The sequence below is a fragment of the Myxococcus llanfairpwllgwyngyllgogerychwyrndrobwllllantysiliogogogochensis genome (assembly GCF_006636215.1).
Taxonomy (GTDB): Bacteria; Myxococcota; Myxococcia; order Myxococcales; family Myxococcaceae; genus Myxococcus; species Myxococcus llanfairpwllgwyngyllgogerychwyrndrobwllllantysiliogogogochensis.
The window spans coordinates 1-24,962 of the sequence record NZ_VIFM01000011.1 but is presented as its reverse complement, the minus strand read 5'-3'; the positions used below and the strand labels follow the sequence as shown (position 1 = coordinate 24,962).

Here is a 24,962-nt window from a genome sequence, read left to right as displayed (position 1 = left end):
GCTCCCCGAAAGGAGGGGCGACCTGCCTGAACGGGCAGGTGCACACCCTGCCTGGTTCGCCGATGTGGCGCGCCTTCGAGGCTTTTACCTTCCGCCTCGAAAGGAACACGCCATGTCCACCGACTTTCTTCCCGCCCTCTCCCAGTCTCTCGCCTCCCTCGTCGAGCGGGCCTCTCCGAGCGTCGTCCGCGTGGACGCTCGACGACGGCGCGGCGCCACCGGTGTCGTCTGGAGCGCCGAGGGCCACATCGTCACCACCAGCCACGCCGTCGAGCATGAGGGCCCCGTGCAAGTAGGCCTGTCCGACGGCGGCACCGTGGCCGCCGAGCTCATCGGCCGCGATGCCAGCACGGACGTGGCGCTGCTCAAAATCGACGCGGCGAAGCTCTCCCCGCTCGCGCTCGCGCCCTTGGACGCCGTGAAGGTGGGCAACCTCGTCGTCACGGTGGCGCGGCCGGGACGCACGGCGCGCGCCACGCTCGGCATGGTGAGCACGCATGGCGAGGGCTGGCGCACCCACGCGGGCGGGCGCGTGGACCGTTATCTCGAGACGGACGCGGACCTGCCGCCCGGCTTCTCTGGAGGCGCGCTGGTGGACGTGGAGGGGCGCTTCGTCGGGCTGCTCACCGCGGCGTTCTCACGCACCGCGGCCGTCGTCATTCCACATGACACGCTGACGCGGGTGACGGCGTCGCTGCGCGAGCACGGAGGCATCCGGCGCGGCTACCTGGGCGTGGGGGCGTACCCCGTGAAGCTGCCCCAACACCAGTGGGCGGCGGCGGGCGCGGAGGCGGGGCTCATCTTCCTCTCCGTGGACCCGGACGGGCCCGCGCACCGGGCCGGCCTGTTGCTCGGGGACGTGCTGGTGAGCCTGGGAGGCCAGGCGCTGCACGGCGTGGAGGACCTGCTCGGCTACCTGGGGGACGAGAAGGTGGGCACCTCCGTCCCGGCGCGCGTGCTGCGAGCCGGCGAGGTGCGTGAAGTGCCCATCACCATCGGCAAGCGTTCGTGAGGAGAGGGGTGACGCGATGAAGTTGCTGCAACAGTTCTCGGACGACCTGGAGACGCTCGTGTCGCGCGCCTCGCCCGCGGTGGTGGGCGTGGAGCACGCCAGAGGCCACGGCACCGGTCTCTTCCTCACGCCGGATGGCTATGTCCTCACCAACCGCCACGTCGTCATGCGGGGCTCTCGCAAGCTGACGGTGCAACTGTCCAACGGCGAGGAGCTGCGCGGCTCGCTGGTGGGCGGGGACGCGCCCACGGACCTCGCGGTGGTGCGAGCGGAGGGCGGCGACTTCCCCACGCTGCCCCTGGCCGCGCCGGAGACGGTGCGCGTGGGGCAGTTGGTGATGGCGATTGGCAATCCCTTCCGGCTGGAGCAGTCGGTGGCGCTCGGGGTGGTGAGCGCCGTCAATCGCAGCGTCACGCTGCCTGACGGCGTCATCCTGGAGGGCATGCTCCAGACAGACGCGGCCATCAACCCGGGCAACTCCGGCGGGCCCCTCATCAACACGCGGGGCGAGGTGGTGGGGCTCAACACGTTGGTGCTGCCGTACGCGCAGGGCATCGGCTTCGCGGTGAGCGCCACCACGGCGGCGTGGGTGGCCAGCCTGCTCATCCAGCGCGGGAAGGTGGAGCGGCGCTTCCTCGGCATCGCGGCGGTGGCGGTGGACCTGACGTCGGAGCATGCCCGCGACGCGGGGCAGCCGCGCGCGGTGCGAATCCTCCGGGTGCAGGACGGGACGCCCGCGGACGACGCGGGGCTCCAGCCGGAGGACCTGCTCTTGGCCATCAACCGTCGCGCCGTGGGCAGCGTGGATGACCTCCAGCGACTGATGGCCCTGGCCACCGATGAAGAGGTGTCGCTGGACGTGTTGCGCAAGGGACGGCGCAAGCAGGTCTCCGCGCGCACGCGCCCCCGCATCGAGCCCGTGGCGGCGTGAGCGGAACGTGGCTCCGGGTTCGTTCATGCGGCCCGGAGCCACGGACGCGCTGTCATTTCGACCCGGGCCCACAAGAGCCCGTGACGGAGTGACAGTCGCCCGTGAGACGTGCGACGAGACTCCACTCCGGAGACCAGGCAGGCACGCGGCTTGAATAGTCACGAGCCGCCATGAATGAAATGCTTCCACGCCGCACGCTGCGCCACTCGCTCCGACAGGTCCTTCCCATCCTGCTGTTTCTCTCGGCGGGAGTGGCGGCCTTCGTGCTGCCACTCTTCTTCTGGATAGTGCTCTCCGAATGTCGGGGCGAGTCGAGACACAGTCGGGCCGAGCTCGACTTGAAGAACATCAAGAGCGCCGTGCGCCTCTACCAGCGCAAGACGGGCCAGTTGCCCACGCATGCCGAAGGGCTCCAACTCCTCGTGGACCAGGGGGTACTCGATGAACTGCCCCTCGACCCTTGGGTCAACCCCTACCAGTACACGCTTCGCGGTGCGTGGGTGGAGCTGCGCAGCCTGGGCTCCGACGGCGTGGGTGGTGGAGAAGGCAACGACCAGGACATCGAGCTCACGTTTCCCGTGAGCCCGCTCCCAGAGGATTCGCCCCGTCCCTAGACGCGAGCCGAGTCACCCCGCTCCGGTCTGTCATCCAGCAGGAGCCGGTCCTCGAAGCACCACACCCACGTCTCACCCGGCTCGAACGACTGGATGACGGGGTGCTTCGTCTGATGGAAGTGCTTCGTCGCGTGCTTGTTCTGCGACGAGTCGCAGCACCCGACGTGACCGCACTCCAGACAGCGTCGGAGGTGGACCCACTGGGCCCCCATCTTCAGACACTCCTCGCAGCCGTCGGTCCTTGCCTCGGGGTTCCCCGCCTGCTCGATGTGCTTGCACTCGGTCGCCATCGTTCGCCTCCCTGATAACCCATCGCCCGCGGACAGGGTGTGCACGAAGGCCCCGCGCATCCACGTGCCGGGCAGCCATGCGGTCAGGCTCTTGCCGCCAGGGTGGCCGACACTCGTGGGCCGCGAGGAGTGGCGCGACGGAGGCGCACGTCCCACGGTTGAGCCGTATGCCTTCCGACACTTCTTCCGGCGGCGCGTCCGTTTCCTATGCCAGTGCGAGGGGACGCGGCGTGCTGCTCGCGAGCGTGCTCGGCAGTGGCATGGCCTTCCTCGACTCCACCGCCGTCAACGTGGCGCTGCCCGCGCTGGGCCGAGAGCTCCACACGGGGCTGACGGGCCTCCAGTGGGCCGTGGACGCCTACCTGCTCACCCTCGGTTCGCTGGTGCTCACCGGCGGCGCGCTCGGTGATGCATGGGGACAGCGCCGCGTCTTCTTGCTGGGCGTGGTGGGCTTCACCGCCATGTCCGTGCTGTGCGGCCTGGCGCCGAACGCCTGGACGCTCGCCCTCTTCCGCGCCGCGCAAGGCATGGGCGCGGCGCTGCTGGTGCCCGCGAGCCTGGCGCTCTTGCGGACCTCGTTCCCCGAAGCGGACCGACAGCGCGCGGTGGCCGCATGGGCGGGCCTGTCCGGCGTCACCACCGCGCTGGGGCCGCTGTTGGGAGGCTGGCTGGTGGACGTGGCCTCCTGGCGACTGGTGTTCTTCCTGAATCTTCCCCTGGCGGCGCTCACCGCGTGGGCCACGCTGCGCCACGTTCCGGACGACCGGCCCACGGGTGATGCGCGCAAGCTGGACCTCGCCGGTTCGGTGACGGCCGCGCTGGGGCTCGGCGGCGTCATCTACGCGCTCATCGAAGGGCCCGCGCATGGCTGGTCCGTGGCTCCCGTGCTCGCCGCGGTGTTCGGCGCGGCGATGCTGGCCGCGTTCCTCGTCATCGAGTCGCGCGCGCGAAACCCGATGTTGCCGCTCGGGCTGTTCCGTTCGCGGACCTTCTCTGGCGCCAACCTCACGACGCTGACGGTGTACTTCGCGCTGGGCGGCGTGGGCTTCCTGCTCATCCTCGCGCTGCAACAACAACTCGGGTACTCGGCGCTCGCGGCGGGAGCGTCGCTGCTGCCCATCACCGTGATGCTGCTGTTGCTCTCGCCGCTGGTGGGAAGGCTCGCGGGCCGCATCGGCGCACGGCCTTTGATGACGGCGGGGCCGCTGCTGGCGGGCGTGGGCATGGCGCTGCTCACGCTCATCCACCGGGGCGGAAGCTACGTGGGCACGGTGCTGCCGGGGGTGCTCGTGCTGGGCCTGGGGTTGAGTCTCACGGTGGGGCCGCTGACGGCGGTGGTGCTTGGCGCGGTGGAGGACCGGCACGCGGGCATCGCCTCGGGGGTGAACAACGCGGTGGCGCGAATCGCCGGACTCCTGGCGGTGGCACTGCTGCCGCTCCTGGGAGGACTCGCGAACAAGACGGGGGACGCGTTCCTCGCGGGGACACGTGAAGCGCTGTGGGTGTCCGCGGGCCTGTGCGTGCTGGGCGCGCTGTGCTCGTTCCTGCTGTTGCCCCAGGATGTCGGCCGGGTGAAGCGCGAGCCCTCGAGACCGAGCCCGCGCTCCACCGCGCCTCCAGGCTCACGCCCGGGTCTTCAGTTCCGGAGTCAGCGGAAGTAGGGCGAGCGGGCCACTTCGATGCGGCCCAGCAGCTCCATCGTCCCCAGTCGCTCCTCACCGCTGAGCGTGGGCAGTCGCGCCGTCAGCTCCGTGTGGACGTCCTGCAGCAGCCCATAGGCCGCGAGCGTCTGCTGGTCCTTCAGGATGTCCACCATGACGCGCCGCACGCGGAAGCCGCGAACCCCGTCGACGTTCAGCAGGATGCCACGCAGGTCGGCATGCAGGGCCTGCGTATACAGGGGTGTGCTCGGAGGATCATACGGATGCTTGGTGAAGACCGTGTACGTCTCCAGGTGGAGATGGACAAGGATGCGGCGAGCCAGTTCATCGGCTCGGGCTGCGTAGGCGGCGCCCTCGCCAGCGGGGACCTGGAGTGGTGGCCGCACCTGCTGCATGAGGGCGTCGTACGCCTGGACCCGAGCACTCTCCGCACCGCTCCTGACGAAGTCGCCCGTATGTTGGAGCAATCTTTGGAACGAGGACGAGCCAGGCGCCCCGCGCAACACCTGCGCCACCTCGGCCTGCCAGTTGGGGGTGAACCAACGCGTCAGCGGGTCGTCGAAGCGGTCGCGGCCGACACACGCGGGGTCCTCCCATCCTGGATACGCGTCCTCAGTGCAGAACAGGTCCGTGGGGAGCTCCGGCGACAGCCCGTAGAGATAGCGCACGGCTGCGACATCATAGGAACCCGGAGTCTGCAGGTAGACGGTATCGAGCATGTCGGCTCGGTCCATGACGGTGCTCGAGCGAGGGGTCGCCGGCGTGCCGTCATAGACCAACGACCCCATGAGGTTGTGCCGCAACCCCATCGTGTGACCCACCTCGTGCATGGACACGTAGGTGAGGTAGCGCTCCACCTTCTCCGTCTTGGTCAGGGGAGTCGCCGAGGCGTCATCCTCCTCCCAAGAGGTCTGGCCTGACGGTCCAGGATGGAAGAGCTCCGCCCCGAACTCACACTCCGACTCGCGAGCGAGCCCCGGCCGGGCCAGGCGCAGGGGAGGCCTGGCCTTGGGCGCCGTCAACTGAGCGAGGGCGAGCAGGTCATCATCGAAGAAGGCCTCCACGGCGTGCATCATGTTGGAGTTGAAGTAGAAGCGACCGCTGCGAACCTCTCCCGTGTTGGGATTGACGCTCCGAGTGGCGTAGGCATACGGGCCATAGATGGAGTCCACCGGGTCGTAGATGAAGACATTCTTGTCGTCGTCGCCGAGGTCCATGTCGCCACCCCCCAGGAGCGCTTCGAAGGCCTTGTAACCAAACAGCGCATTCCACCCTTCGATGCCCCGCTTGATGGCGCCGACCAGGTCCGCATCCACATAACGGGGGTCGTCCTTCAGCATCAGCAGGGTGTCGGTGATGTACCAGCGGATGGGCTTCATCCCTGGGTGGATGTGCATCTTGATGGCGACCTGCTCCAGCGTCGTCGTGTTGCGGATGAAGCGCCCATCACTGCGGATGAAGAGCTCCTGCTCAGGGAGGGGGGTCTCCTTGAAACCCGCTCCTTCCTTGTACTTCCGCAGGCCCATGGACAACGTGGCGGAGACCGCCAGGGCGTTCACCTCCAGAATCTCGGCGCTGTCGATGGGGTCATCCGTGTACGCCCTGATGACGTGCTCGTACAAGACGCCGTCCGAGATGCGCCGGAAGCGTTGTGCGAAGCTCAGCTCAATCTGAAAGTCGATGGCGCCCGAGCCATACCAATGGTCCCCCATGAAGCCGATGCGGTTGAGCCCCGCCGCCGGGTCGAAGAGCACGTACTGCTCCGAGCCTGGCAGTCGATGGAACGCGGAGAAGTCCGTGACGATGGGGAACGCGTCCACCAGCACGTCGGGCCTGAAGGGGTCACTCCTGTCCAGTCCATCACGAGCGTCGAAGACAAAGAGCTTGCCGTTCTGCTCCTGGAAGCGAACCACGCGAGTGCCGACCTGTTGCGCGGCCCCATAATCCGCTCCCCCTGGGTGGAGCTGACGAAGGAAGCCGGACATGAACCAGCGCTGCGACAGTTCGCTCCGGCGAATGGCCAGGTAGAAGGTCCGCCCTGTCGGGTCCACCACCCCTTCGAGCTTCTGGGTCACCTGCGCACGCTGCGTGGAGGAGAGCTGTCGCGGCACCTCCACGATGTCCTCTCCCAGCACGAGGTCGAGCCCCGGGCCCTCGGGTTCCCGCTCCAGACTCCGAGGCTCACTGCATCCCGTGCTCAACACCCACGTCAGCGCCAGGATGCCCGCCCAGACGCGCGTCCCCGCGAAATGCCATCGCCGCATCACGGTATCCCCCGCCGAGAGAGAGGTGAAACACGGCACGGCCCTCCTCGACCGAGCCGTCGCTGCCCGGTCTCTCGGCCGTGACCAGGCAATCTCACACCTTCATTGCCACAGCCATTGAGTTACCGATATCCGTGAAACCCCCGAGGTCGGGAGTCACTCGTCCCACGAGAGGTGGGCTTTTCGAGCCCCCAGCCACGCGCGCGCGACTCCAGAAAGCACGAAGGGCCCTCCTCCCGAGCATGGGAAGAGGGCCCTCGGCACCGCGCTCACCTCAGCGGAAGTAGGGCGAGCGGGCCACTTCGATGCGGCCCAGCAGCTCCATCGTCCCCAGTCGCTCGTCACCACTGAGCGTGGGCAGTCGTGCCGTCAGCTCCGTGTGCGCCTCCTGCAACACGCCATAGGCCGCGAGTGTCTGGTGCGCCTTCAGGAGATTCACCATGACCCGGCGCACGGGGAAGGTGCGCACGCCGTCCACGTTCAGCAGGATGCCGCGCACGTCCGCGAGCAGGGCCTGCGTATACGCAGGGGTGGTCGGCGGCGGCTTCACCGCATGGGGCTGCCCGACGCGTGTGTCCAGATAGAGGAAGCTGAGGATGCGGCGGGCCAGGTCATTGGCACGGACCGCGTACGCCGCACCTTCGCCCGAGGGAATCTGGAGGGGTGGCCGCACCTGCTGCATGAGGACGTCGTAGGCCTGGGCCTGTCCGCTCGCGTCCCCGCCCCTGACGAAGGAGTCCAGCGCCTGGAGGCTCGCGCGGAAATCGACGCCGACGGGCGCGCCACGCAGCACCTGCTCCACCAGGGTCCGCATGTTGGGCAGATGAAAACGCGTCAACGGGTCGTCATAGCGGTCGTAGTGGACACAAGCAGGCTCCGCCCAGGCCAGGACGTCACTGTCCGTACAGAACAGGTCCGTGGGCAGCGCCGTGGACAGTCCATAGAGGTAGCGCACCGCCGCCACGTCGTACGTGCCGGGCGCCTGCACGTGAATGGTGTCGGGCATGGCGGAGTAGTCCATGACGGTGCTCGAACGCGGCGTTTGGGGCGTGCCGTCGTACACCCGCGACCCATTGAAGTTGTGTCGCAGGCCCAGCGTGTGACCGACCTCGTGCAGCATGATGTAGGTGAGGTAGCGCTCCACCTTCTGCTTCACGGTGAGGGCGGGTCCTTCGGAGCGGTCCTCCTCGGACGACAGTCGGGCGGAGAAGCCCGATGGGAGGGACGCCGCGTCCAGCTCACAGGAGGGCTCGCGGGTGAGCCCGACCCAGTACAACCTGGGCCTCGGGCTCTCGTCACGCGCGCTGGCCGAGGAGAAAACCGTCAGCTCTCCCGCGAAGAAGGCCTCGGCATCGTGAATCATGGCGGCGCTGATCATGACGGTGGCCCGACGGACCTCGCCCGTATTGGGATTCGAGCTGAAGTCAGCGATGGCCAGATGGGCGTGGACCTTCGGGTCGAGGACAGCGAAGTTCTTGTCGTCCTCTCCGATGTCCATGCTGCTGTCACCCAGCACGGCCTCGAAGACCTTGAAGCCGAACGCCGCGTTCCAACCCTCGATGCCTCGCTTCACGGCGCCCACCACGTCCGCACCCCGGTAGCGGGGGTCCTCGTTCAGTTCCAGGAAGTTGGGGGTGATGTAGAAGCGGATGGGTTTCATCCCCGGCCGGATGTTCCACTTGATGGCATTCAACGCCAGCTCGCCCGTGTTGGGGATGAAGCGGCCCTCGCTGCGGAAGTAGTGCCGCGGCTCCGGTGCTGGCATCTCCGTGAAGCCCTCACCTTCCTTGTACTTGCGCAGCGCCATGGCCAGCGTGCCCGAGGCGCGAAAGCCGTTGCGCTCCAGGGAGTCGCTCCGGTCGTCGAAGACGTCCGTGAACCCCGTGAAGACCTGTTCGTACTGGACGCCGTCCGAGAGACGCCGAAAGCGCTGGGAGAAGAGCAGCTCCATCCGGAAGTCGATGGCCCCGGGCCCATACCAGTGGTCTCCGAGGATGCCGACACGGTTGAGCCCCGCCGCCGGGTCGATGAGCACGTACTGGTCCGAGCCTGGCAAGCGGTTGAACGGGGCGTGGTCCGTGACGATGGGATACGCCTCCACCAACGAGTCCGGCTTGAAGATGTCGTTGCGAGTCAACCCGTCGCGAGCATCGAAGGCGTAGAGCTTGCCGTTCTGCTCCTGGAAGCGAATCACGCGGGGAATGAGGTTCGCGGGGAGGCCGTAGTACTCCGGGTCGAAGTTGAGCTGTCGAAGCGTGGCGGACAGGAACCAGCGCTGCTTCAGTTCGCTCTTGCGGATGGCGAGGTAGAACGTCCGCCCCGTTGGGTCCACCACTCCGTCCAGCTTCTGCGTCACCTGCGTGTGCTGTTCGGAGGTGAGTTCACGAGGGACTTCGACGAAGTCGTCACCCAGGACCATCGCGGGCGCGGGGACCTCCGGCGCGTCGCACCCGACACCCAACGTCGCGACCAGGGCCAGCGCCCCCATCCAGGAACGCCGAGTCGAGAAGTGCTGTCTCCACATCACGATGTCTCTCCACACCGGGAGAAGAAGTCGAGACTCGTCTGCCTACAGGAGACGGCACGACGCCCCTGCTCGGTCCCCCGGCGGTCCCGGGCAAGGTCGCACCCTCATTGCCACGGTCATCGAGTTGCAATCCATGCGAGGAACCTCCTCTCCGGACATGCTTGTTCCTCGGCCAGTGGACTTTGCGGTCCATCCACCGTGCTGCTACCCGCGCGCGGGCGCGCGACTCCAGAAGCACGAAGGGCCCCCTTCCCGGTGGGAAGAGAGCCCTTGTCACCACATGGATGCGTCCGTCGTGCGCGCTAGCTCTTGTACTTCACCGAGCAGCCGTACGGCGTGGTGGTGGCGGCGGGAACGGGCTTGCCGTTGAGCACCGCGTCCACGGTCGTCTGCACATGGTTGACCTTCTTGTCGCTCTTGCCGCGCGGGTCATCGTCGATGGCGCCCGCGTAGCGGACCACGCCCTCCGCGTCGATGACGTACATGTGCGGCGTCGTCTTGGCGCCGTACGTCTTGCCCGTCGCGCCGCTGGCGTCCTGGAGCACGGGGTACGTGAAGCCCTCCGTCTTCTTCCACGTGGCGGACTTCTCCGGCGTGTTGTGCGCCGTCGAGTCCACCGCCAGCCACACCACCTTCTTGGCGTCGAAGCCCTTCAAGGTGTTGGCCATCGTGTCCGCCTCATAGTGGCGCTTCACGAAGGGGCACTCGGGGTTGGTCCACTCCAGCACCACCACCTTGCCCTTGTACTGCGACAGCGAATGCTCCTTGCCCGCCTCGTCCTTCAGCGTGAAGGCCGGGGCCGGCTTGCCGACCTCCGCGTCCGCGAAAGCGGGGACACCCACGAGTACCGAGCCGAGCGCGAGAGCGGTGAAGACCTGCTTCATGGCGTTCCTCCTGATTGGGCACTGCTTGACTGCGGATGACTGCGTTTCAAGGCCGAGGGAATCCAGCGGCGCAGAGGACCTTCGAGCCGTCCTGCCGGCGCAGCGGCGAGCACTCCGACGCACGCTTCACCGAGTCCACCACTGCATCCACCGTCAACAACTCCTGCAGCACCTCCGGCTTGTCCGGCGCGCCGGGGCTCAGCACCAGGTACATGGGCACGCCCGCGCGGCCATGGTCCGCCAGCCGCGCGGTGATGCGCGCGTCGCGGCGCGTCCAGTCCGCCACGAAGAACGCCACGTGGTGCTCCGTGAAGGCCGCGCGCACCTCCTCGCGAGCCAGCACGGTGCGCTCGTTGAACTTGCAGGTGAGGCACCAGTCCGCGGTGAAGTCGATGAACACCGGCTGCCCCGCCGCCAGCGCGGAGGCAACCGCCTCGTCGCTCCAAGGCTGCGCCTGCCCCACCGTGGTTGACGCGCGCGCCGCCGGGGCCGCCTCCTCGAAGCGCAGCGCCGCCACGCCCGAGCCCACCAGCACCAGCGCCGCCACCGCCAGCGTGCCCCACCGGCGCCCGCCCTCCTGGAGCTGCGACTGGCCATACACCCACGTGCCCAGTCCCACCGCGACGAGGAAGGCCAACAGCCGCGCCATGCCGTCCACGCCGGCAAGCCCCCCCATCACCCAGACGAGCCACACCGTGGTGCCCAGGAGCGCGAAGCCCAGCACCTGCTTGAAGCGCTCCATCCACGCGCCCGGCTTCGGCAGCTTCTGTGCGAGCCCCGGCACCAGCACCAGCAGACAGAACGGCAGCGCCAGTCCCAGGCCCAGCGCGGTGAAGACGGCGAGCACCGTGAGCGGACCCGCCGCGAAGGCGAAGCCCACCGCCGTGCCGAGCAGCGGCGCCGAGCACGGAGTCGCCAGCACCACCGCGAGCACGCCCTCGCCCGCGCTGTGAAGCAGTCCGTGGCTCTGGTCCACCTTGCCCGCGAGCGCGGTGCCATCCAGGCCCACGTTGAAGACACCAAAGAGGTTGAGGGCGAACGCCACCAGCACCGCGCTCACCGCCGCGACGAAGAGTGGCTCCTGGAACTGGAAGCCCCAGCCCACGCCCGCGCCGCCCGCGCGCACCGCCAGCACCGCGCCCGCGAGCGCCAGCATGCTGGCGACGATTCCGCCCGCGTACGCCGCCGCGTGCGCGCCCACCCGGCCCTGCTCCTGGCGCACCATGCGCGTGAAGCCGTACGCCTTGAGCGCCAGCACGGGGAACACGCACGGCATCAGGTTGAGCAGCGCGCCGCCGAGGAACGCGAACAAGAGCGCCATGCCCAGCCCCATCGACGACTCCGGGGGTGCGGCCGTCGCGGCGCTCGCCACCGGCTTCACCGCCGCGAGCGAGTCCTTGATGGAGGGCGCCTTCGCCACGACGGGCGTCGGCGCCACACCCACGGCGGCCACGAAGGGCGCCATCGGCACGTCGACTTCCAGCGCCTGATAACCCGTGGCCTCGGTCCCCAGGCGCAACACGCCCTTGAGTCGAGGCTCCGCCTTCGGTGCATCCGGCTCCGCCTTGCCCTTCAGCGCGAAGCGCCCCGGGGCCGTCTGCGTGAGCGTCACCTTGTCCAGGCCGGGGATGCGCTCGGGAACGAAGGCGTCCTTCTCCGCGGTGGGCACCGCGCCACCACCGGACTTCGCCACCGTGACGGTGCCGGTGAACTCCTGGCCCGCGGTGAGCTGCTTCACGTCCAGCGCGAGCGCGGCGGTGTGGCCGGTGTCCGCCACCGGGCGAGGAACGCGCGCCTTCGCCGCGTCGAACGTTGGCGTGGTCTCCGCGTCCGCGAGCGTCGTCGGCCCCACGGGGATGGAGCGCGTGAGCATCAGGTCCGCGGGGATGCAGTGCACCTCGCACACCAGCGCGTTCACCGCGGCCGACAGGTTGAGCGTGCCGACGGCCTGCTCGGAAGCGCGTGCCTCGGCGAAGAGGAGCACCTCGCCGTCATAGCCGTGGGTGACGATGAAGCCGTCGGGCGTGCGGAAGGTGCTCGGGAAGGGCCACTGGAGCGAGCCCACCGTGGAGCCGGGCGTGTCCCACGCGACGTCCGTCTCCAGGCCGGAGTCACCCGGGTTCTTCCAGTAGATGTGCCAGCCCGGATCCAACCGGAAGCGCACGCCCACGCGGTAGGTGTCGCCCGGCTTCACCTGGGTGGCATCCACCAGCAGCGCGGCCTCCAAGCGCGGATCGCCCTCGTCGGGCGCGCCCGTGGCCACCGCGGACGGAGGAAGCGCCGCCTGCGCCACCGCCGCCACCAGCCACATGCCGATACCGCCCACCAGGGCGAGCCTCTTGGACACCGAGTGCTTCATGCGTCTCCCGTTAACCCACCCGAAGCCAGGTCGCCAGCATCCGACGGGCCCCGCTTCCGAGGGAGAACCTTCCAGGCGGGGGGACATTCCCCGCGCCCGCCCGCATCCGGGGCGTGCGACAGGGCAGGAAACATCCCGGGTGACTCGGCGTGGACAGAAGGACCCGCTCCGTCGGGGCGGGCGACCGGGCAGCCAGGCCAGGAGCAGCTCAGTCCTCCGACTTCCAGGGGGCCAGGGCGGGCAGCGGGAGCGCCGGACCCACGCGACTCAAGGTGACGCGGGAGACCTCGGAGTGGGCGCGGCGCATCACCAGGGCCTGGGGTTGCGCGGCGCGGCGCTCGACGATGCGGCGCAGGTCCGCCAGTCGCTCCATGTGGCGTTGCGGTGGGACTTCCAGCGAGCCCAGTCGCGCGAGCTTGTAGAGGGCGAGGTCGGCGGTCTCCAGCGCCTGCTCCGCGGCCCCCTGGTTGCGGCGGCCCAGGGCCTTCCAGGCGGAGGCCTCGGCGGCCACCAGCTCCAGCTCCGCCGACACCGCGCGCACGAAGCGGCCCTGGTCGCTGTCGGGCAGTACGCGTGACACGGGGACGGGCATGCGCCGCGTGTCCGTGCCCTCCGTGTAGGAAGTCGTCACGCCCAGGTTCCACTCGGCCGCGTCCAGCCTGCCGGAGAAGAGGACCCGACGCGGGAAGGACTGCGACACCGCGCCGAGCGACGCACTCATCGCGTCGCCTTCGACACGGGAGGAGTAGCGGTGACGGCAGCGCAGCTCCGAGAAGCCCGAGGGCAGCACGTACACGCGCGCGTCCGAGCCCACCTCGCCGAACAGCTCCGCGGACATCGTGCCCACCGCCAGCGGAAGGCCCTCCGGGTCATCCACGTGGACGAAGCCGGTACCGGACGGTCCCGTGAGGGCTTCCAGGATGTCGGGCAGGTAGTGCCGGCCCAGTCCCAGCGCGTGCAGCACGACGCCAGACTCCACGACGCGCGCGCCCAGCGTCTTGAAGTCGGAGAGCTGGGAGGGGCCGACGGACGGCTCGCCATCCGTGAGCATCAGCACCTGGGGGCGCGCACCGGGGACGAGCACGCGGCGCACGGCCTCCGCGCCCCGCTCGATGGCCTCGTGCAGCGCGGTGCCCTCACCGGACTCCAGGCGCGACAGCGCCTTGAGGAACTGGGCCTTGGCGGAAGCGTCCATCGCGCGCACGGGCAGCAGTTGCTCCGGCTCCGCGTCGAAAGTGAGGAGGCCCAGGTAGTCGCGAGGGCTGGCGCGCTCCACCAGGGATTGCGCGGCCTGCACCGCGGCGAGCAGCGGGACGCCGCGCATGGACGCGCTGCGGTCCAACACGAGGTTCGCCGTCACGGGAGCCCGGGGCGCGTCCGCGTCCGCTTCCAGCGTGACGAGCAGCAACACTTCCCGGCCGTGCTCCGCGTCGCGCTCCACTGCCAAGGCCGTCTGCTTCATCCGTGCTCCCGCGCGCTCTCACGAGACATTCTGCCGCGAACCGCCCCGTGAAAGACGACGTCCCTCACGACCGGAAGTCTCATGGGCCACAACACCAATGGCATGGATCCTCACGGAAAGGCTTCCACGTCGAGGATGTGGGCAGACACACCCCGGAATCAAGAGGGGCCAGGCCGCCACACCCGGCGGCGGGGTAGGTCCTGACCGCGTCGGGAGCGATTACCGGGACACGCCGCACGCCGCGCAGTGCCGGGCCTCGGGCGTCCGCAGGGGCTTGCCGCAGTGCGCACAAGGCGGCCCATACTGACTCAGCCGGTGGTGCATCACCGCGTTGGCGTTCGTCTCGTGGAACCCGGTGAGCCGCTCATACTCCTCACGCACGGGCCGGAACCGCTCCTCGATGGAGCGCCGCTCCCCGCTCCGCACTTCCGCCGGGCTCCGTGGAGAAAACGCCGCCCGGTACAGTCCGGCCACGCGCGCGAACTCCTACTCGTCGAGCATCGGCACATCCAGCTTGCAGCGCCAGCACCACAGCACCTTCATCCGGGCCTCCCGCCCTCCTCGCGCGCACGCGGCAGCTTCGCGCACCACGCCAGGGCGCACGCAACGACGTCAGCAAGAAGGAGGAGATGACGGCCGCCCCGAACACCCAGGCGTCACCGAGAGACCACCGGCCCGGGAGCCACCCACTGAGGGCGCCACCGCACGAGCCGAACCACCCGTTACAAAGAAGCGCCCCCGCGCATCCACCGGCCGCGGGGGCCGCGAATCAGTCGGCCGCGCTCCAGCCGCCCCACGACTCATCCCCATAGCCCCACATCCGGCCGCCGGGAGCCCCATCCACGGGAGTCACGGACTCGCTCTCACCATCTTCCGCGAGGTCCACATACGGCAGCCCTTCATCGTCCATGTAGGTGGTGTCATCGTGAACCATGTCCGACTCCTTTGGGCGCTCCGCTTCAGGGAAGGTGGACGGCCTTTCGGCTCGCCTCCTTGTGGGCGCCCCCCTGTTCGGTCCGCGTGGGTCCGCCCGATGCGGTGCCCGGCTTACGACTCGTTGACCGATTTACCGACCATGGTGCTCATGTCGCTTCGCGTTGTAAAGCCCTTGGGGAATCAAACTTCCGACCCCTGCTTCGACCCCACGTCTACTCGCCTGCCCTCCAACCTCCACTCTAATTATTTCAGTGGGTTGTGAAGGCGTTGACTGACAGACAGCGTGCGAGGCCGTCGTACAAGGTAGGTCGGCCTGGCGTCGGATGGAACCACACAGCAGTCAACACTTCGCCATTTTCAAGGCGGTAGGCTGCCAGTGCGGGTGTCAGTAAATCGGTGTAGCGGGCAAGCTTGCTCGCTCGTGGCGCCACTCCGTGCTTCAGTCCCGGACACCTCGCCCGCTCAGCGCTTGATTCGAGAATCACCCCTGTTAGGGTTGACGGGCACTCAAGTTTTGCCGCGTCGCGGCAACGGGCCTTCCGCCGCGTCCCCCCAGAGGTCCTCCGAGTCCCAATGAGTCCCATCATCACCGGCCTATTGCTTGCCATCGCCGTTCCCATCTTCGTGATGACCATGTCCGGTCGCGTGGGCGTGTTGCTCGCGATGAAGAAGGAGCGGCGGCTCGACAACATCCCGCTGCGCATCAAGCGGCTCGTGCTCTTCGGGCTCGGGCAGAAGCGCATGGTCGACCCGGAGGAGTTCACCCCGGGCTTGATGCACGTGCTCATCTACGCGGCGTTCATGGTGCTGCAGGTGCGCACCATCATGATGTTCGCGATGGGCTTCTCGTCCGGCGCGCTGGAGCTGTTCACCGACCTGAGCCACCCCTTCTGGCTGGACAACACGGTGCTGCTGGGCGCCTACCGTGGCTATCTGCTGATCAAGGACGTGGTGGCGGCCCTGGCCCTGGTGGGCTGCGGCTACTACGTGTGGACGCGCTGGAAGGTGAAGCCGGACCGCATGTCGCAGTCCTGGGAGGCGTACCTCATCCTGGGCTTCATCTCCGGGTTGATGGTCTCCGAGTTCCTGTTCGGCGGCAGCCACATGGTGGCGGCGCACGCGGCGGCACAGCAGGTGCCGATGGGCGCCACGCAGGTGCCCGCGGCCCCGTCCGCGCTGGTGTGGTGGGAGCCGTTCACCAGCCTGGTCGGCATGGCGATGATGCCCCTGGGCTCCACGGCCGCGCACGTGCTGGGCATTGGAGGCTTCTGGACCCACCTCATCATCGTCCTGGCGTTCCTGAACTTCCTGCCCATCGGCAAGCACTTCCACATCATCACCGGCCTGCCCAACGTCTTCTTCCAGCGCACCCACTCCACCGGCAAGCTGCCCACGCCCAATCTGGAGAAGGAAGAGTTCGGCACCGCCACGGTGAGGGACCTCACGTGGAAGCAGGGCCTGGATTTGTACTCCTGCACGGAGTGCGGTCGCTGCCAGACGCACTGCCCCACGTACATCACCGGCAAGCCGCTCACGCACAAGGCCGTCAACCAGGACCTGAAGCATTGGATCTGGGACCACGAGCAGTGGGCGGAGGAGGGCTACAGCCCCAACCGCATCAAGGAGCCCCTGCCGGAAATCGTCGGCGGCGCGCTGAGCTCCGAGACGGTCTGGGCCTGTACCAGCTGCGGGTGGTGCGAGCAGGCGTGTCCGGTGTTCATCGAGAACGTGCCGCGCCTCATCGACATGCGCCGCTACCAGGTGCAGGTGAAGGCGGACTTCCCGCCTGAAATCCAGCGCGTGTTCGAAGGCATGGAGCGCCAGGGCAACCCCTGGGGCCTGGGCCAGGACCGTCGCGACGAGTGGGCCGAAGATTTGGCGCTGCCCACGTGGGGTGACGAAGGCGGCCCGTACGAGTACCTGTTCTTCGTGGGCTGCGCGGGCAGCTACGACGACAAGCAGAAGAAGGTCAGCCGCTCGCTGGTGAAAATCATGCGGGAGGCGGGCGTGAGCTTCGCCACGCTGTCCAAGCAGGAGATGTGCAACGGCGACTCCGCGCGCCGCATGGGCAACGAGTACCTGTACCAGACGATGGCGAAGACGAACGTCGAGTCGTGGAACTCGATGGGCGTCAAGGCGGTCATCACCCAGTGCCCGCACTGCTTCAACACCATCAAGAACGAGTACCCGGAGTTCGGCGGCGAGTACCGCGTCATCAATCACACGGAGCTCATCAACGAGCTGTTGCGCGACAAGCGCATCAAGCTGTCCGCGGTGATGAACACCAAGCTGACGTACCACGACCCCTGCTACCTGGGCCGGCACAACGGCGTGTATGACGCGCCCCGCGAAGTGCTCAAGGCCATCCCCGGGCTGGAAGTCGTGGAGATGCAGCGCAGCAAGCGCGAGGGCTTCTGCTGCGGCGCCGGTGGCGGCCGCATGTGGATGGAGGAGCACATCGGCACGCGCATCAACCACAACCGGTTGAACGAAGTCGCGCTGACGCTCAAGCACGCCGAGGACCCGACCACGCCGTTCCCCGACGCCGCGGACAGGAAGAAGCCGGGCCTGGTGGGCGACTACAAGGAGAAGGGCGGCACGGGCATCGTCGCCGTCGCGTGTCCCTTCTGCTCGACGATGCTGGGCGACGCGGTCAACGACACCGGCCGCGAGGGGAACATCAAGGTCAAGGACATCACCGAGCTGGTCGCCGACGCGATGGAGGTCCGCAGCGGCGCGGCCGGTGGCGTGGCCCCCGGCGCGACGCTGAGCGCCAAGCCGGAGTAACGGCACGGGAAGCAGACACAGGGCCCGGAGGCTTCCACCGCGAAGCCCCGGGCCTTCGTCGTTTCAGGCGCTCACTTCACCCACTCCAGCAGGTACGTGCAGGAGGAACCCTCGCGCACGAGCACGGAGACGCGGGGCTCCTTCGCGCCGGAGAGGGTGAGCAGGAACTCCAGGACGCCGACGTAGTAGATGGGCCTGTCGTTGATGTCGCTGAGCCACAGCTCGGCGCGCCCCGGCGAGCTGGCCTTCACCAGCGTCTCCACGTAGTTGTCCGTGCCGCGAAAGCCCCGGTTGAGCTGGAACAACATGAACTGGGGCCCCAGCGCGCGGGCGCCCACGCCCAGCATCCGGCCGAGCACCGTGGCCAGCAGGCCCTCCATCACCGCGTGCCCCAACTGACGCCAGGCCTCATCGAGCGGAAGGTGCGGCCACAAGTCACCCAGCACGATGTGTTGCCAGCGCAGCCACGAGGCCAGGGGATACGTCGGCTGCAACGGGACGGACAAATCCAACCCCGCCTCACGCAGCAGGCGCCACGCGTCCTCGGACAGACGGTCCTTCAGAGCAATCTGGAAGAGACCCTGCACCGTCCCGCTGTGGACGATTTTTGGCTCGGACGTCGCCATGCGGTGGCTCCTCTCGGACGGGGGCGGACCGTACGTGTGAAGCCTCCCATGCGGTGCGGGGCCGCCCGCGCGTGGAGGGTGGTGAACGCCGCGAGTGTCCGGACACGGACGCGTGCTCAGGGCTTGCGTTGCTTTTCCGAACGCAGCACTCGCTCCAACCGCTTCGTGGCCCCGTCATCCCCGAGCTTGCCCGCGACGTACGCACCCGCGGACGCGAGCTTCCGGCGGAAGTCTTCCTTCGGCGGTGTCGCGGCCGGAGAGGCCGTGCCCGGACCGGTGATGGCATCGGTGCGCAGCAACAGGGGCACCATGGAGCGCTCGTCCTCCGTCGCGCTCTCCCAGAGCGCCGACACGGAGTTCGAGTGGCCATGGGCGGCGGCGATGATGACCGCGGACTCTCCGATGCGGTTCGTAATCGTCGCGTCCGCGCCCGCCTTCAGCAGCAGCTCCACGAGCCCTGCGTGTCCCTCCCGCGCCGCCACCATCAGCGGCGTGAGTCCCTCGTCATCGAACGGATTGGGGTCCGCGCCCGCGTCGAGCTGGGACTTCAAGGACTCGCGGTCTCCCGCGAGCACGGCATCGAAGAGGGACATGGCAGCCTCCAGCGCGACAGCATCGCGCCTCGGGGGCGCGGATGCCAGGGACCTGGGAGCCTGGGGACAGGCCTACAGCGGGCCGTACGAAGGCTCGGCCGCGCTGGGCACCGCGAGCGTGACGGAGTTGGACGGCGCCGCGCTCACGGTGGAGCGGTAGATGCCCGGGTCCCCACCCGCCGAGTCGGCGAAGAGGAAGCCGACCTGGCTCGCGCCCGTCCACACCGGCCACGTCTCCTGGGCGCTTGCGCCGCCATAGCTGGTGACGCGTCGCAAGGCGCCCAGGCGACCTCCACTCAGGGTTCCCACATAGGTGCGCACGCTGCTCGAGGAGCCGCGCCCGTCCAGCACCACCTGCGAGCCGTCCGGCGACACCGCGACACGGTTGGCCACGGTTCCGACGTCATTGCCCAGCGACGAGGCGATGATGGCGCCCCCCGAGAGCGGCACGTACGCCACCTGGTTGAGCTGCTGGAGCCCGCTGCCCGTGGGCGCGACGACGGCGGTCCCATTGGGGACGAAGGACGGCGCCCCATAGGCGACGACGGAGTTCGGGGTGAGTTCCTGGAAGCCGCTGCCGTCCGTGTTCACCCGCCCCAGCGACGTGAGGGAGCTGTTGCCGGGGGAGAAGACGAAGACGACGCCGCGGCCGTCCGGGCTGAAGGTGGGCGTGCGGAAATTGGTGCAGCCCCGCGCGCAGGCCGCGTCATTCTCGCTGAACAACGTGGCCACGGTGCCACCCGTGGTGGGCACCGTCAGCAGCGAGGTGCCAAGACCACCGCGCTGGACGAAGACGACGCTGCGACCATCCTTCGACACCGAGGGCCAGTAGGCCCCGCCCGTGCTGGTCAGCCGCTGCGGACTGTTGGGGTCTCCCGCGTCGTCCACCACGAAGACGTTGCGGTCGTCCTCGCGCACGAAGGCAAAGCCCTTGCTGAACCGGACGCCTCCCACACCGCCGCCGCCACCATCATCCTCGAACGGCTCGCAGCCACCCAGCAGCCCCACCACCAACAGCCCACCGACGAAATACCGCGTGCCCGTCATCACAATCGCTCCACGTTGCCGGCCCGGTTCAGCGCCCCGCACTACAGGGCGCGCCGGGTCGGACGTCAACGCGTGCGAAGGCATTCACGGGCAAGCCCGCGCGAAGGGGCTCAGCGGTTGAGCTTGGCCAGCTCGTTGCGACACTGGTTGCAGAGCGACAGCTGCTTGCGGTCGCAGTCCTGCGGGGACTGCGCGAAGAACATCACGCACCGGGGGTCCTCGCAGTAGGACAACCCGAGCAGGTGGCCCGCCTGGTGGGTGACCTCCACCTGGATGCGCCGCCGCAGGTGCTCGCCGTCAGCGCCCTGGCGAAGCCTGAACACGCTCACCACCGCCGTGCGGGACTCGCGGTCCGCCTCGCCGAAGACAAAGGGCGAGTCAGGGACGAAGAGGTCCACGTCCGTCACGCCGAGCACCAGGTGCTGACCGGGCTCCATCATCGGCGTGAGCCGACGCATGATGGCGTTGCAGTGGTACTGGGCACGGTCCTTGTTGAAGGCATAGGCCGGCGTCGGGAGCGCCGTCTTCGCCACCACCGAAGCGGTGCCCATCTGTGTGGTCAGTGGGTCCTGGAGGTCTTTCAACAGGGTTGCCGTTGGGCTTCCCACGGAGACCAGCAGGAGCGTCTTCTGCGGCATCGGGCCACCGTCCTTCATGCACACGGACGGACGCGCTGGCTACCGCGTCCCCCCGGAGCGGAATGACTGGGGCGCAAGGATTCGAACCTTGATACTCAGAGTCAAAGTCTGATGTCCTGCCATTAGACGACGCCCCAGCAGGTTCGCACGTGAACTTCTGGCGGCCGATTCTACGGCATCTGGACGGGCTCGGGAACCCACTCTGACGTCGGGATGTGTCGTCCCCCCTCTTCCACGCGGATCAACCCCGGAAAGTACGGGTCCGGACGCGCTGAATTCCACCAGGAGTGAATTGACCGCTCCGCGTGTATCGGCGCGAGGGCCCGGAGACGGAGCTCCAGGCCCCCGCGAAGCGGGATTCAGCCCTTGAGGACGGCGATGGGTGTCAGGCGCCGGACGGGAGTGACGAGGTCCGCCTCGTCCTCGAGGACCTCGACGATGTCGCGGTAGGCGGCGGGCGCCTCCTCCACGAGCGCCGCGGCCCGGCGGGAGTCATGCACCACCCTGCGCAGGGCGTGCTCCAGGGCCGAGGGACGGATGCGAGCGCGGGCCTCGGTCCGGGTAAGGACCCGACCGGCTCCGTGGGAGCAGGAGCGGAACGCGCGGGGCTCGGCCCGGCCTTCCACCACATAGGAGGCAGTGCCCATCGAACCGGGAATGAGCCCTTGCCGCCCTGACTCCAGGCCCACCGCGCCCTTGCGGTGGACCCACAGCGCGCGGCCGAAGTGCGTCTCCCCGGCGACGTGGTTGTGGTGGAGGTCCACCGTGGACTCCGGCTCCGGTGAGATGCCCAGCGTCTGGGACAACACCTCCAGGGCCCGGGCGGCCAGCGCGTCGCGGTTCGCTCGGGCGAAGCGACAGGCGAGGTCCAGGTCCGCGAGGCAGGCGGCTCCCTCGGGCGTGTGCAGGCTCAGGCCAGGCAGGCTGCCTTCCCCGAGCGTCTTCGCGACACGCTGGTGATGCTCGCCGATGGCCGCGCCCACGCCGCGAGAGCCGGAGTGCAGGAGGAGCCAGAGGTCCCCTCCCGCGTCCCGGTCCAGTTCGAGGAAGTGGTTGCCACCGCCGAGAGTGCCCAGGTGTCGCGGCGCCAGCCGCTCCCAGGCATGGCGCAGCTTCTGGGTCGACAGCGGTGGCGCCTCCAGCGCGGACGGAAGAGGAAGGCCGCGACCTCGATGCGTCGCGTCTCCCACCGGGATGACCTGGGACAAGCGGGTGAGCAGCAGCTCCAGCGTGTCACGCCCCAGCGACGCGGCGGGATATGCGAAGCGGTAGGCACTCACGCCACAGCCCAGGTCTCCACCGAGGGCACCGGGGACAACGTGGTGCTCGGTGGCGAAGACGGAGCCCACCGCGACGCCGTGCGCGACGTGGACATCCGGCATCGCGGCCACGTGCTCGACGACGTAGGGCTGGGCGGCGAGGTGCCGGAGTTGTTTCTCCGCGCCGGGTGGAAGGGCGCGTGCCCAGACGAGGATGGGCACGGCGCCGGGCGCCGCCGGGAGGATGCGTGGATTCATCGCGCACCTCCTTCGTCATCGCCGTCCTCGTCGAAGGACCCGGGTACTTCGTCCTCGTCTTCGGGGACGGCGTCGTCTGGAGGCTCGGCGGACAACGCCTCCGTCGGGTGCTCGGCCACGCCGATGTAGATGAAGCGCAGTTGAGGCACCCGCTTGAGGTCCAGGTGCTGTGCGAGCTGCGAGCGCAGGTAGCCACTGGCTCGGGCCAGTGCCTCCTGGACTTCACGCGCGGCCGACGCCGCCGCCGGGGTGAGGGTGTAGCCAATGCGGATGAGCCGACCATCTGGCGTCAGCTCGAAGGACGCCGGTGAGACACCTTCGAGTCGAGGGTCGGACAGCTCGCTCCGGAAGAGGAGGGAGACCTCCTGGAACAGGGTGGACTGAACGCGCAGGTGACGCGCGGAGGGAGGTTCGGACGACGACAACGAGAACGATGATGCAGCAGCACCCTCGCGCCGACGGGACGCGCGGGGACGACGATTCCTGGAAGAAGCCATGAGTGGACGAAGAGTTCCCAGCAGGCCGCGCGTGCGGCGCACACCTCGTGACTCAGCTCACGAGGACGCGTGCGGCACGACGGCCGGAGTGCACGGTGACAAAGGCTTGCGCGCGGTGCTGGTTCGACGAGGACACAACCCTCTCCGACCCACTCATCCTCGAGGGCGGGTGAGGGAGGAACTCAGTGCTCGTGAGACAAGCACGACGCGAAGCGACCCGAGACACCGTTCAATACAGTCCCCATGGCACACCTCCCGCCGCGCTCGGAGTCTCCGGCACGGGCACTCGTGGGTTTCCGACGGGGAGAACGGACGGCGCTCACCGCCTGTCCGCGCACACCGGCGGACGCTGACGAAAATGCCTGGGGACTCCTGACACGCGGGGACGGGGGGCCCTCCTCTCCGGACAAGGCAGGCGTCACCTGGAGGACAGCGCGCACCGTCGAGCCTCCTGGAGAGGGGGCGGATGTCCGGTGGTCGCCACCCCTTCTTTCCACCATCCGACGAGAAGCCTCGCGTGGGATTGGCCCCTTCGCACCTCCCTGCCTACGCAGCAGGGCGCGAGGGCGAACACATGGCGGATGTCTTCGATGTGGTGGTGATTGGTGGTGGGCCCACGGGAGAGAATGCGGGAGCGCGAGCCGCCGCGGCCGGGCTTTCCGTGGCGCTGGTCGAACACGAGCTGCTCGGCGGCGAGTGCTCCTACTGGGCCTGCGTTCCGAGCAAGGCGCTGTTGCGTCCAGCGGAGGCGCTCTGGTTGGCGAAGCACTCGCCGGGTGTGCGAGAGACCATCAAGGGGCCGCTGGTCGCCAGCGCGGTGTTGGAGCACCGCGACGCCATGGTCGGCTACTACAACGACGACTCCCAGGTGAAGTGGGCCGAGGGCGCGAAGCTGACGGTGGTGCGCGGCCACGGCAAGCTCACCGGCCCACGCAAGGTGCGCGTCGAGGCCAAGGACGGCACCGTGCGCGAGCTGGAGGCAAAACGCGCGGTGGTGCTCGCGACGGGCAGCCGGCCGCGCATCCCGGACATCCCGGGGCTGAAGGAAGCCCGGCCGTGGGACAACCGCGAGGGCACGGGCGCGAAGCAGGTACCCAAGCGGCTGCTGGTGCTGGGCGGCGGCGTGGTGGCGGTGGAGCTGGCGCAGGCGTGGCGCTCGCTGGGCTCGGAGGTGACGCTGGTGGAGCGCGGCAAGGCGCTGCTGTCCCGCTTCGAGCCCTTCGTGGGTGAGCAGGTGGCCCAGGCCCTGCGCGATGAAGGCGTGAAGGTGATGCTGAGCACGTCCATCGCCAGCGTGAGTCGCCCGGGAGGCCAGGGCGAGGTGACGGTGAAGCTCTCGACGGGCGAGGAGCTGAAGGGCGATGCGGTGTTGGTGGGCATGGGCCGCGTGCCGCGCACGGACTCACTGGGCCTGGAGACAGTGGGGCTGAAGGCCGGCGAGACGGTGCAGGTGGATGACCAGCTCCGCGCGAAGGGCGTGGAGGGTGGATGGCTCTACGCCTGCGGCGATGTGAATGGCCGCAACCTGCTGACGCACATGGGCAAGTACCAGGCGCGACTGGTGGGTGACGTCATCGCGGGCAAGAAGGCGAGCGCGTGGGCGGACACGAAGGCGACGCCGCAGGTCATCTTCACGCACCCACAGGTGGCGAGCGTGGGCCTCACGGAGGCGAAGGCCCGTGAAGCGGGGCTGCCCGTGCGCGCGGTGCAGTACGACCTGGGCAAGGTGTCGGGTACGTCACTGTTCGGCGAGAAGCTCGGTGGCACGGCGAAGCTGGTGGTGGACGAGAAGCGCCGGGTCATCCTGGGCGCCACCTTCACCGGACCCGAGGTGGGCGAGATGCTTCACGCGGCCACCATCGCCGTCGCGGGTGAGGTGTCGCTCGACACGCTCTGGCATGCCGTGCCGTCGTTCCCCACGATGAGTGAGGTGTGGCTGCGCTTGCTGGAGACGTACGGCTTGTAGCGCGGGCACGTAGGCCGCTGGCGAGTGCGCGGCTCGCCAGCTCCGGCGCGCATGGCAGCCCGTGTATTGGATTGCCCAATCCCATACAGACCCCCGGAAGCACACCCACCCGGGAGCCCGAGCGTCCCCTCACGACGTCTCCACGTCGGCACGACACGGCCGCACCCGCATGTGCCGCCAGGTCAGTGAAACACCTTCCTCCGCGACGGCACCACACATCCAGGCACACTCCAGGTGACGACCTCCGCGCCATGTCCGGGCAGGCAGGCAACCCGAGGGGGGAGATCCACCTCGCCACCTCCACACGGAGGCCGTTGCCGGGCAGGGCCCCGGCGTGAAATGGTGAACACC

General features: G+C 68.7%; 20 protein-coding genes and 1 tRNA gene. 6 read left to right on the top strand and 15 right to left on the bottom strand.

What is annotated here, in order from left to right:
• The first annotated feature begins 112 nt into the window (after nt 1–112).
• The 3 genes from FJV41_RS04365 to FJV41_RS04355 all read left to right on the top strand — a co-directional run bounded on the left by FJV41_RS04365 (nt 113) and on the right by FJV41_RS04355 (nt 2,557).
• Nucleotides 113–1,012 carry a S1C family serine protease gene (locus FJV41_RS04365; RefSeq protein WP_174460162.1) on the top strand — a complete coding sequence of 300 codons (900 nt, stop codon included), beginning with the start codon at nt 113–115 and terminating at the stop codon, nt 1,010–1,012.
• A gap of 16 nt (nt 1,013–1,028) precedes the next feature.
• The gene (locus FJV41_RS04360; protein ID WP_141641131.1) at nt 1,029–1,943 is read left to right on the top strand and encodes a S1C family serine protease; all 915 of its coding nucleotides are present in this window, start codon (nt 1,029–1,031) and stop codon (nt 1,941–1,943) included.
• Nucleotides 1,944–2,113: 170 nt separating this feature from the next.
• Entirely contained in the window at nt 2,114–2,557 is a 444-nt protein-coding gene (locus tag FJV41_RS04355) for a type II secretion system protein GspG (RefSeq protein ID WP_141641130.1), read from the top strand.
• On the opposite strand, the gene FJV41_RS04350 is transcribed toward FJV41_RS04355, so the two are convergent.
• The gene (locus FJV41_RS04350; protein WP_141641129.1) at nt 2,554–2,847 is read right to left on the bottom strand and encodes a UBP-type zinc finger domain-containing protein; all 294 of its coding nucleotides are present in this window, start codon (nt 2,845–2,847) and stop codon (nt 2,554–2,556) included. The two genes, FJV41_RS04355 and FJV41_RS04350, sit on opposite strands and share 4 nt — an antisense overlap.
• Before the next feature lie 230 nt (nt 2,848–3,077).
• Here FJV41_RS04350 and FJV41_RS04345 point away from each other — a divergent pair, with 230 nt between their 5' ends.
• Nucleotides 3,078–4,508 (top strand): MFS transporter, encoded by a 1,431-nt coding sequence (locus FJV41_RS04345; RefSeq protein ID WP_246136981.1) that lies wholly within the window; start codon nt 3,078–3,080, stop codon nt 4,506–4,508.
• Here FJV41_RS04345 and FJV41_RS04340 read toward each other — a convergent pair.
• The 7 genes from FJV41_RS04340 to FJV41_RS52050 form a co-directional block, all read right to left on the bottom strand.
• Nucleotides 4,496–6,772 (bottom strand): zinc-dependent metalloprotease, encoded by a 2,277-nt coding sequence (locus FJV41_RS04340; RefSeq protein ID WP_141641127.1) that lies wholly within the window; start codon nt 6,770–6,772, stop codon nt 4,496–4,498. The genes FJV41_RS04345 and FJV41_RS04340 overlap by 13 nt on opposite strands.
• A 274-nt stretch (nt 6,773–7,046) precedes the next feature.
• A complete protein-coding gene (locus FJV41_RS04335; RefSeq protein ID WP_246136987.1) occupies nt 7,047–9,296 on the bottom strand; it encodes a zinc-dependent metalloprotease in 2,250 nt (749 codons plus the stop codon).
• 305 nt (nt 9,297–9,601) lie between these two features.
• Nucleotides 9,602–10,183 carry a thioredoxin family protein gene (locus FJV41_RS04330; RefSeq protein WP_141641125.1) on the bottom strand — a complete coding sequence of 194 codons (582 nt, stop codon included), beginning with the start codon at nt 10,181–10,183 and terminating at the stop codon, nt 9,602–9,604.
• A 46-nt stretch (nt 10,184–10,229) separates the two neighbouring features.
• Nucleotides 10,230–12,542, bottom strand: a complete 2,313-nt coding sequence (locus tag FJV41_RS04325; RefSeq protein ID WP_141641124.1) for a protein-disulfide reductase DsbD family protein — start codon at nt 12,540–12,542, stop codon at nt 10,230–10,232.
• A 208-nt stretch (nt 12,543–12,750) separates the two neighbouring features.
• On the bottom strand, nt 12,751–14,004 hold the full coding sequence (locus tag FJV41_RS04320) for a vWA domain-containing protein (protein WP_141641123.1): 1,254 nt from the start codon (nt 14,002–14,004) through the stop codon (nt 12,751–12,753).
• Between the two features lie 219 nt (nt 14,005–14,223).
• The gene (locus FJV41_RS04315; protein ID WP_220137829.1) at nt 14,224–14,478 is read right to left on the bottom strand and encodes a C1 domain-containing protein; all 255 of its coding nucleotides are present in this window, start codon (nt 14,476–14,478) and stop codon (nt 14,224–14,226) included.
• A gap of 295 nt (nt 14,479–14,773) precedes the next feature.
• Nucleotides 14,774–14,938, bottom strand: a complete 165-nt coding sequence (locus tag FJV41_RS52050; RefSeq protein ID WP_174477266.1) for a hypothetical protein — start codon at nt 14,936–14,938, stop codon at nt 14,774–14,776.
• 575 nt (nt 14,939–15,513) lie between these two features.
• Between FJV41_RS52050 and FJV41_RS04310 the strand changes: the two genes are divergently transcribed.
• Entirely contained in the window at nt 15,514–17,727 is a 2,214-nt protein-coding gene (locus FJV41_RS04310; protein ID WP_141641122.1) for a (Fe-S)-binding protein, read from the top strand.
• 71 nt (nt 17,728–17,798) lie between these two features.
• Here the strand turns inward: FJV41_RS04310 and FJV41_RS04305 are convergent, their stop codons facing one another.
• The 7 genes from FJV41_RS04305 to FJV41_RS04275 all read right to left on the bottom strand — a co-directional run bounded on the left by FJV41_RS04305 (nt 17,799) and on the right by FJV41_RS04275 (nt 22,645).
• Entirely contained in the window at nt 17,799–18,353 is a 555-nt protein-coding gene (locus FJV41_RS04305; RefSeq protein WP_141641121.1) for a DUF2378 family protein, read from the bottom strand.
• Between the two features lie 116 nt (nt 18,354–18,469).
• Nucleotides 18,470–18,946, bottom strand: coding sequence for an ankyrin repeat domain-containing protein (locus FJV41_RS04300; protein WP_141641120.1), 477 nt, complete (start codon nt 18,944–18,946; stop codon nt 18,470–18,472).
• 72 nt (nt 18,947–19,018) lie between these two features.
• Entirely contained in the window at nt 19,019–19,993 is a 975-nt protein-coding gene (locus FJV41_RS04295; protein WP_141641119.1) for a TolB family protein, read from the bottom strand.
• A gap of 110 nt (nt 19,994–20,103) precedes the next feature.
• Complete coding sequence (locus tag FJV41_RS04290; protein ID WP_141641118.1) at nt 20,104–20,631, bottom strand: non-proteolytic archaemetzincin-like protein; 528 nt, start codon at nt 20,629–20,631, stop codon at nt 20,104–20,106.
• A gap of 66 nt (nt 20,632–20,697) precedes the next feature.
• Nucleotides 20,698–20,768 (bottom strand) — tRNA-Gln (locus FJV41_RS04285).
• 222 nt (nt 20,769–20,990) lie between these two features.
• Nucleotides 20,991–22,148: an RtcB family protein gene (locus FJV41_RS04280; RefSeq protein WP_141641117.1), complete on the bottom strand. Its 1,158-nt coding sequence runs from the start codon at nt 22,146–22,148 to the stop codon at nt 20,991–20,993.
• Nucleotides 22,145–22,645: a ribosome-binding factor A gene (locus tag FJV41_RS04275; protein WP_141641116.1), complete on the bottom strand. Its 501-nt coding sequence runs from the start codon at nt 22,643–22,645 to the stop codon at nt 22,145–22,147. Before FJV41_RS04275 ends, FJV41_RS04280 begins: the two co-directional genes overlap by 4 nt.
• A 574-nt stretch (nt 22,646–23,219) precedes the next feature.
• Between FJV41_RS04275 and FJV41_RS04270 the strand changes: the two genes are divergently transcribed.
• Nucleotides 23,220–24,611 carry a dihydrolipoyl dehydrogenase family protein gene (locus FJV41_RS04270; RefSeq protein WP_141641115.1) on the top strand — a complete coding sequence of 464 codons (1,392 nt, stop codon included), beginning with the start codon at nt 23,220–23,222 and terminating at the stop codon, nt 24,609–24,611.
• The last annotated feature ends 351 nt before the right edge of the window (nt 24,612–24,962 follow it).